The sequence below is a fragment of the Actinosynnema sp. NPDC059335 genome, from assembly GCF_042752395.1.
GTDB lineage: Bacteria > Actinomycetota > Actinomycetes > Mycobacteriales > Pseudonocardiaceae > Actinosynnema.
The window spans coordinates 20202-28537 of record NZ_JBHYXZ010000116.1 but is presented as its reverse complement, the minus strand read 5'-3'; the positions used below and the strand labels follow the sequence as shown (position 1 = coordinate 28537).

The 8336-nt window shown below is 75.3% G+C and carries 9 protein-coding genes; 3 read left to right on the top strand and 6 right to left on the bottom strand.

Annotation, left to right across the window (positions count from 1 at the left end; translation table 11 throughout):
- Positions 1–653: lysyl oxidase family protein (locus tag ACFXGA_RS29095; protein ID WP_378093269.1), on the top strand; the 653-nt coding region annotated here is incomplete at its 5' end.
- Positions 654–660: 7 nt separating this feature from the next.
- Here the strand turns inward: ACFXGA_RS29095 and ACFXGA_RS29090 are convergent.
- The 4 genes from ACFXGA_RS29090 to ACFXGA_RS29075 all read right to left on the bottom strand — a co-directional run bounded on the left by ACFXGA_RS29090 (position 661) and on the right by ACFXGA_RS29075 (position 4091).
- Positions 661–1266 carry a response regulator transcription factor gene (locus ACFXGA_RS29090; RefSeq protein ID WP_378093267.1) on the bottom strand — a complete coding sequence of 202 codons (606 nt, stop codon included), beginning with the start codon at positions 1264–1266 and terminating at the stop codon, positions 661–663.
- Positions 1263–2330 carry a sensor histidine kinase gene (locus ACFXGA_RS29085; RefSeq protein WP_378093265.1) on the bottom strand — a complete coding sequence of 356 codons (1068 nt, stop codon included), beginning with the start codon at positions 2328–2330 and terminating at the stop codon, positions 1263–1265. Before ACFXGA_RS29085 ends, ACFXGA_RS29090 begins: the two co-directional genes overlap by 4 nt.
- Positions 2331–2448: 118 nt before the next feature.
- Entirely contained in the window at positions 2449–3183 is a 735-nt protein-coding gene (locus ACFXGA_RS29080) for an ABC transporter permease (RefSeq protein WP_378093263.1), read from the bottom strand.
- Positions 3180–4091, bottom strand: a complete 912-nt coding sequence (locus ACFXGA_RS29075) for an ABC transporter ATP-binding protein (protein WP_378093261.1) — start codon at positions 4089–4091, stop codon at positions 3180–3182. The genes ACFXGA_RS29080 and ACFXGA_RS29075 overlap by 4 nt, the downstream gene beginning before the upstream one ends.
- A 97-nt stretch (positions 4092–4188) precedes the next feature.
- Here ACFXGA_RS29075 and ACFXGA_RS29070 point away from each other — a divergent pair, with 97 nt between their 5' ends.
- Positions 4189–4683 carry a DinB family protein gene (locus tag ACFXGA_RS29070; protein ID WP_378093259.1) on the top strand — a complete coding sequence of 165 codons (495 nt, stop codon included), beginning with the start codon at positions 4189–4191 and terminating at the stop codon, positions 4681–4683.
- A 358-nt stretch (positions 4684–5041) separates the two neighbouring features.
- Here ACFXGA_RS29070 and ACFXGA_RS29065 read toward each other — a convergent pair whose 3' ends face one another.
- The gene (locus ACFXGA_RS29065) at positions 5042–6247 is read right to left on the bottom strand and encodes a sensor histidine kinase (protein ID WP_378093257.1); all 1206 of its coding nucleotides are present in this window, start codon (positions 6245–6247) and stop codon (positions 5042–5044) included.
- The gene (locus ACFXGA_RS29060; RefSeq protein ID WP_378093255.1) at positions 6238–6660 is read right to left on the bottom strand and encodes a hypothetical protein; all 423 of its coding nucleotides are present in this window, start codon (positions 6658–6660) and stop codon (positions 6238–6240) included. The genes ACFXGA_RS29065 and ACFXGA_RS29060 overlap by 10 nt, the downstream gene beginning before the upstream one ends.
- Positions 6661–6935: 275 nt before the next feature.
- On the opposite strand from ACFXGA_RS29060, the gene ACFXGA_RS29055 reads away from it, so the two are divergent.
- Complete coding sequence (locus ACFXGA_RS29055) at positions 6936–8207, top strand: hypothetical protein (RefSeq protein ID WP_378093253.1); 1272 nt, start codon at positions 6936–6938, stop codon at positions 8205–8207.
- Positions 8208–8336: the final 129 nt, after the last annotated feature.

The window sequence follows — 8336 nt, the reverse complement described above, 5'->3', positions numbered from 1 at the left end:
CGGGGGGGCTGGGCCTGTGGTTGGGCCTGGCGATGGCCAACACCGGCGACGGCCCGGTGGACGTCCGCTACCGCACGCCCGCCGGCGAGCGGCCGGACGAGGTGCCCGGGGCCCAGCGCGTCCACCGCTCGGACGGGACGTTCACCGACGTCCCGTCCGTCGGCTCGATGCGCTACCACCCGATCCACGCCCACTACCACTTCGAGGACTTCTCCGTGTCCGAGCTGTGGGCCGTGGACGCCGCCGGGCGGCCGACCGGGACCGGCCCCGCCGCCGTCGGCAAGAAGAACGGCTTCTGCATGGCCGACACCGAACTGGCCTGGTGGGACCGGAAGGGCAACGCGCCGCAGACCTACCCCGCGCCCCGCTGCCTGGACCCGGAACCCGACTCGCCGCCGGGCGTCGACGCGTTCCGCAACGGCATCTCCCGGGGCTGGGCGGACGAGTACTGGTGGGCGCTACCCGACCAGATGATCGAGGTCGGCGGGCTGGCGGACGGCACGTACGCGCTCGTCACCCGGATCGATCCCGGCAATCGGCTGCGGGAGCTGGACGAGGGCGACAACTGCGTGCGCGTGCCGATCACGCTGACCGGCCTCGCCACCGGCACGCCCGCGGCGGCGCTGGGCAGCCCGGCCGAGCCCTGCGCCTGACCGGTCGTCACAGCCAGCCGTTCTCCTCGGCCACCCGGACCGCCTCGGCCCGCGTGCGCGCGCCGGTCTTGCCGATGGCGGCGGACAGGTGGTTGCGGACCGTCCCCTCCGACAGGTGCAGCGCCTTGGCCAGGTCGGCCACCGTGCCGCCGTCCCGCGCGCACGCCAGCACGTCGCGCTCGCGCTCGGTCAACGGGCTGCGCCCGTGGGCCAACGACTCCGCCGCCAGCACCGGGTCGACCACCCGCAGCCCGGCGTGGGCCCGCCGCACCGCGTCGACCAGGTGCTCCGGCGGCGCGTCCTTGACCACGAACCCGACCGCGCCGGCCGCCATCGCCCGCGCCAGGTAGCCGGGCCTGCCGAACGTGGTGCACACGATCACCCGGCACGACGGCAGGGCGGCGTGCAGCTCCGCGGCCGCCGACAGCCCGTCCAGGCCGGGCATCTGCACGTCCAGCAGCGCCACGTCCGGCGCGGTCCGGCGTGCCGCGGGCACCACCTCGTCGCCCGCGCTGACCTGCGCCACCACCTCGATGTCCGGCTCCAGCCCCAGCATGGCGGCGAACGCGCCGCGCACCAACGCCTGGTCGTCGGCCAACAGCACCCTGATCACGCGACCTCCGCCCGCAGTCGGTACCCGCCACCCGCAGCCGGTCCGGCCTCCACCGTGCCACCGACCTCCGCGAGCCGGTCGGCCAGGCCCGCCAACCCCGTGCCGGGCACGCCCGTGCCGCGGCCGCGGCCGTTGTCGCGCACCTCCAGCCAGGTGTCGCCCAACCGCACCTCGCACCGGGTGGCCGCCGAGTGCCGCAGCACGTTCGTCACCCCTTCCCGCAGCACGTGCCCGAACACCCGTTGCAGGTCCGGGTGCACGTTGTCCACCGCGTGCGGCAGGTCCGCCTCGATGCCCGCCGCGCGCAACGCGGCACGCGCGCCCACCAGCTCCGCCGACAACGACACCTCCCGGTACCCGGACACGGTCGCCCGCACGTCGCCGAGCGCCTGCCGGGTCAGGGTCTCGATGTCGCGGACCTCCTCGCGCGCACGGCCCGGGTCGTCGCGCTCCAGCAGCCGCCGGGCGAGCCCCGCCTTGAGCGTGATGGTGGTGAGGCTGTGCCCGAGGACGTCGTGCAGGTCGCGCGCCAGCCGGTTGCGCTCCTCGACCACGGCCAGCGCGGCGATCTCCTCCTGCGCCCGCCGCAGCTCCCGGTTGGCCCGCAGCGCCCGGCCCATCGCGCCCATGCCGAGCGTCACCGAGAACACCGTCCCGAGCTGGTCGACGTCGTCGGGCAGGTCCCCGGTCACCGCCATCGCCACGGCCAGGCCCACCAGCACCGCGCCGTTGACGACGACGGCCCGCCGGGTGGGCAGGGCCATCGCCGTCGTCGCCATCACGTAGATCATCAGGGTGGCCGCGTCGAGCCCCAGCACCGCGACCGTGACCAGGCCGAGCGCCGTCAGCGCCAGGCAGGCGGCGGTCCGGCGGTCGTCCCGGTGCTCCAGCCGCCACAGCAGCGGCAGGAGCAGCCACCCGACGGAGTAGGCGGTCAACAGGGAGATCCCCAGCACCTTCCGCGGCGTGGAGCCGTCGCCCACCGCGGTCTCGTACACCGCCCGCGGCACGAAGATCAGCACGAACACCGAGCCGAACAGCAGCCACTTCACCGCGTCGCGCATGTCGCCAAACTAATGCCGGATCCCGGATCGGCGGCCCGACGACCGGCGTGGTGGGGCGGCTCCACCACCGACCCGCCCCTCCGGGCCCGCGGTCCGGTCGAGATCGTGGGACGCGGCACTACGCCCGCCCGGCCCGGAAGCGCCGGGCGGCCACGAACGCCGGCACCAGCACCCACGCGCCGACCACCAGCAGCGCGTGCCCCACCTCGGCGCCCGGCACGAGCGGGGCCTGGGCGAGTTGCTTCACCCAGTAGGTCGGCAGCGCCTCCATCACCGCGCGCAGCCACCCCGGCGCCACGTCGGCCGGGATCCAGATCCCGCCGAGCAGGCCGAACAGCATCGTCGCCGCCGTGGTGACGGCCTGCATCCCGTCCGGCTCGGCCACCAGCCCGATCACGATCCCGATCAGCACGAACGGGACGGCCGCCAACCACAGCGCGAGCAGCACCGCGGCCCACTGCCCCGGCTCCAGCCGGACGCCCTCGACCACCGCGCCGACCAGGCTGACCAGCAGCACGGCGGGCAGCGCGACCAGCATCCCGAGCACGCCCTTGGTCAGCACGTACCCGGCGCCGGACAGCGGCGTCAGCCGCAACTGCCGCTGCCAGCCGGACCCGCGCTCCACCGCGATCCGCGCGCCGGTGGCCAGCGGCCCCGACATCACGCCGAACAGGGCCATGTTCATCATCAGCGACGTCACCACCGGCAGCCCGTTGGGGAACGTCTCCCCCTTGCCGCCGTAGAGGTTGACGAACAGCAGCAGCATGACCGCGGGCAGCGCCACGGCGAAGATGAGGTACCGGGCGTTGCGGACCGCGCGGACCAGCTCCAGCAGCAGGAATCGGGTGTTCACCGGTGGTCTCCCGTCAGGGCGAGGAACGCGTCCTCCAGGCCGAGGGCCGTGATCTCGATGTCGTGGGCCGCCGGGTGGGCGGCCAGCAGCGCGCGCAGCGCCGCGTCGGAGTCCGCGCAGGTCAGCACGGCGCGGTCGGCGCGCAGCTCGGCGGAGCGCACGCCGGGGAGCCGGGCCAGCTCCGCCTGCCGCGCGCCCGGCGTCACGGCGCGGATCGTGCGGCCGGACACGGCGGCGCGCACCCGCGCGACGGAACCGTCGGCGACGACCCGGCCGGACCGCATCAGCACCACCCGGTCGGCGAAGTCCTGCGCCTCCTCCAGGTAGTGCGTGGCGAACAGCACGGTCCGCCCGGAGGAGGTGTAGTCGCGCATCGACCGCCAGAACCGGCGGCGGGTCTCCACGTCCATCGCCACGGTCGGCTCGTCGAGCACCAGCAGGTCCGGGTCGCTCACCAGCGCGAGCGCGAACCGGACCCGCTGCTTCTCCCCGCCCGACAGCCTGGTGCAGCGGCGGTCGGCCAGGTCGGCGACACCGGCCCGGTCGAGCACCTCGGCCACGGGCAGCGGGTCGCGGTGCAGCGCGGCGATCAGGCTCACGGTCTCGGCGACCGTGGCGTCGTCCGGCAGCGCGCCGCTCTGGAGCATCCCGCCGACCACGCCGTCCGCCACGGCCCGGCGCGGCGTGCGGCCGAACACGCCGATCTCGCCGCGGTCCGGCGTGGACAGACCGAGCAGCAGGTCGACCGTCGTGGACTTGCCCGCGCCGTTGGGCCCGAGCAGCGCGACGACCTCGCCGGGCGACACCGTGAGGTCGATCCCGTCCACCGCCCGGACCTCGCCGAACGCCTTGTGCAGGTCGCGCATCGCCAGTGCGGCTCCGGCGCGAACGGCTGTTGCGTGTGTCATGGGACGAGCGTGCGCTCCGACGCGGGCCGGTCCGGGTTCCACCCGTCACGACCACGCCATGACATCCGTCATGGATCCCGCCGTGCACAATCACCGCATGCCCGCTCACGATTTGCTCCGCTGGCAGTTCGACCTGACCTGGTCGCTGTTCGACTTCCACCTGGAACGGCTGACGCCCGAGGACCACCTGTGGGAACCGGCTGGTCTCGTGTGGACGATCCGGGACGGGGTGCCGGACTGGGCCGAGACCGAACCGGACCCGGTGCCCGTGCCCACCGTCGCCTGGGTGTCCTGGCACCTGGGCTGGTGGTGGTCGGTCGCGATCGACCACGCGCTGGCACGCCCGCCGCGCGACCGCGCGGAGGTCACCTGGCCCGGTCCGGACCGGGTGGTGGACTGGCTGCGCGGGCTGCGGGACGAGTGGGTCGGGCTGCTGCCGGCCCTGGACCTGTCCGCGCCGTCCACCTTCCCGTGGCCGGACCGCACGGTCGGGCACATGGTGGCGTGGGTGAACGCCGAACTGATGAAGAACGTGACCGAGATCGGGCAGCTGCGCCTCCTCCGGGCCGCGTCCGCCCACCAGCCGCGCTGACCCGCGGTTCCGGCCCGGCCCGGGTTCGGGCGCGGCGCGCGGTTCACGGGCAGCCCGGGGTTCAGGGGCGGCGCGGAGTTCAGGCGCGGCGGTCGGTTCACGCGCGGCGGTCGGTTCACGTGGGGCGGTCGGTTCACGCGCGGCCTGCGGTTCAGTGCGATCCGCAGGCGGTTCGGGGGCGGCGGGCGGTTCGGGGGCGGCGGGCGGTTCGGGGGCGGCGGGCGGTTCAGTGCGATCCGCGGTTCGCGCGGCGGGCGGTTCGGGCGGTGCGGGCGCGGTCGGCGGTGCGGGCGCGGTCGGCGGTGCCGGCGTGACCGGTGGTTCAGGCGTGACCGGTGGTTCAGGCGTGACCGGTGGTTCAGGCGTGACCGGCGGGTCCCCGTGCCGACCCCGACAACTCCACCGGCTCGACGGAGTCCGCGAGCGGCAGGACGGCGACGAGCCGGAACCCGCCGCCGGGCGTCCGGTCGGTGGTCAGGCTGCCGCCCAGCGCGGCGAGCCGTTCCCGCAGGCCGGACAGCCCGTGCCCGGTGGACAGCGCGCGGTGGTGGGCGGGGCCGCGGCCGCCGTCGTCGGACACCTCGATCCGGACGTGGTCGGCGGTCCAGGTCAGCAGCACCTCCGCGGTCGCGCCGGCGCCCGCGTGCTTGGTGACGTTGGTCAGGGCCTCCTGCACCACCCGGTACACGGCGAGGTCCACGGCGGGCGCGACCGGCCGCCGGTCGCCCACCACGCGCAGCCCGACGCGCGGTCCGGCGGCCCGGAACGACTCCAGCAGGGCCGGGACGTCGTCGGCCCCGGGCTGCGGCTCGGCCGCGTCCCCGTCGGCGCGCAGCACCTCCAGCATCCGGCGCAGCTCCCCCATCGCGTTCTCGCCCAGGCGCTGGATCGTGTCGAACGCCCGCGCGGCGCGGGCGGTGTCGTGGTCGAGGACGCGCCGCCCGCCCGCCGCCTGGAGCACGATCACGGTGACCGCGTGCGACACCACGTCGTGCAGCTCGCGCGCGATCCGGCCGCGCTCCTCGGCGACCGCCTGCCGCGCCTCCATCCGCCGGCCGGCCGCCAGCAGCCGGGCGTGCTCGCGGCTGGTCCGGACCCACCGCCCGGTCGCCCACACCGATAGGGGCAGCAGGGTCAGGTACGCGGCGGCCGCGACGTCGACCACGAACTCCTCCGGCCGGGACAGGTCGAAGTCCGGGGTGGAGGTGTGCAGCGCGTAGAGCAGGGCGGCGGCCAGCGCCACGCCCGCCACCCGCACCCGGCACCGCTCGGCGACCGTGAACAGCGCGAGGTAGACGACGATCTCGGGGCGGAAGTCGAAGCCGCTGACGGGCGCGGCGAGCGCGGCCAGCGCCAGCACCACGACGAACACCGCCATCGGGCGCCACCGGCGCGCCAGGAGCACGACGAACATCAACCCCAGGTAGCCCAGGGTGAACCAGAACCGCGGTTCCTCCGGCCGCAGCGGGACGTGCGAGTAGAGCACCACGTCCATCGCCCCCGCCACCAACGCGAGCACGACGTCCGCGGCGACCGACTTCACCGCGCTCCGGGTCACGGGCATCGAGCGCAGTTCACGATATTGTGCTTCGCGCACGCCCGGTCGCCCGGCCGCACCGGTCCGCCGGTACCCGCGGCCTCGAACGCCGCGCGCACGTCACCGCCGTGGGCGGCGATCGCCGCCTCCAGCACGACCGGCTCGGGCATCACCGCGTTCGGCGCGTGCCGCGAGGCCGAGGCGAGGTCGAGCACGGCGAACTCCGCGCCCGCGACCCGCACGGCGTTCACTTCGGCGGGCGCGATGCGCTCGACCGGGCTCCCGCCCCCGGCGAGCACGACCGCGACCTCCAGGCTGCCGTCCAGCAGGCCGGGCGGCGGGTCGGGCACCACGACCCGGTCCGGTTCGACCAGCCAACCCGCGGCGACGTGCCCCTCCCCGGTGCGCGCCGCGCCCTCGTCCTCGATGGAAACGACCACGCGTTCCGCCGTCATCATTACCCCCTGGGCAGGTCCGTTCGAGTCGTGAACCAGGAAAGCAGGGTGAAGGCGTTCCATCCTCCGACGCCGGGCGGACCTTGGGCATCCCCGAATGGTGTTACCACGAACGTGTGACGCCCCGATCGTGTGACGCACTCCGTGCCGACGCGGGACCGCTCGTCAACGGCGTCCCGGCGCGTTCCTTCGGCCTTGACCGCCGACAGACCGACGTGAACCAATTTCACGTCAGATCGGCCGTCAACGAGGAGGTCGTCATGTCCCTGCTACGACGCCCGGCGCTGGCGACGGCGCTCGCCGTCACCCTCGCCTGGTCCGGCACCGCCGCCGCGCAACCCGCGCCCGCCGCCGCGCTGCCCGCGGCCGCCGCGCTGCCCACCGCCGCCGTCGCGATCGGCGACAGCTTCGTCAGCGGCGAGGGCGCGGGCTCCTACCAGCCGGTGACCGACGTCAACGGCGTGGCCCAGGGCTTCCCGGGCTGGTCCGCGCCGAACACCAACGCCTTCTTCTGCCACCGCTCCGCCAACGCGTCCCTGCACCAGGCGGCCCTGCCCGGCATCCAGGCCCGGTTCAACCTCGCCTGCTCGGGCGGGCAGCCGCACGACGTGGTGAACCCCTCGGGCAGCCGGGCCAAGGGCCGTGCCGTCGCCTCCCAGCTGGACCAGCTCCGCGCGGTGGCCGCCACCCACGACATCGACCTCGTCCTGGTCGGCCTGGGCTCGAACAACAGCTCGTTCACCTTCGGCGACGTGGCCACGCTGTGCGCGAACCGCTTCATCGCCGACGCCTGGACCGGCTGGTGGGAGTTCTGGGCCTACCTCGGCGGCCCGGTGCCGCAGGAGCCGTGCGCGGTGTCCGACCTCGCCACGGAGGCCGAGATCGCGGCCGCGACCGCCGAGACCACCGCGGCCCTGCGCTCCCTGCTCACCACCCTGGCCCAGGTCGACGCCGACGGCCGGCACCGGATCGTCTTCCAGGACTACACCAACCCCCTGCCGCTCGACCTCGCCCCCCGCTACCACGAGGAGGACGGGCGCACCGACACCCGCGACAAGTTCCGCGACCTCGGCGCCGAGCGCTACGCCGCGGGCTGCCCCGTGCACCGCGCGAGCCTCGCCCCGGGCCACGTCTTCTCCTCCCGGCTGGGCACCGTGGTGCAGGGCGCGCACGCCGCGCTGTCCGCCGAGTTCCCCCACGCCGACCTGGTCCTGCTCAACGTGCAACGCGCGTTCGACGGCGCCCGGCTGTGCGAGCAGGACGGCAGCCCGGCCAACGCCCTGGCCACCCCGATCCGGCTCCAGGACGGGCCGACCGGCACGTTCGTCACCAGCCTGTCCGGCAAGGACAAGATCGACGTCCAGCGCATCGCCAACACCTGCGTGAGCTACTTCCAGACGTGCCAGGAGTCCTGGCACCCGAACGCCGCGGGCCACACCGTCCTCGGCCGCTGCCTCGCCGGCGCCGCCACGACGACGGCCCGGGCGGTCGCCTGCACGAGGGGCGCGGACGGCACGATCACCGTCGGCTGAGCACGTCACCACGACAGGAGCCGTGGGGGGGGGGGGCGCCCCCCCGGGCCGGGGGGGGGCCCCCCCCCAGTAAGGGGGGCCGCGGGGGGGGGGGCGGGGCCCCGCGGGGGCGGTGGGGGCCCGCCCCCC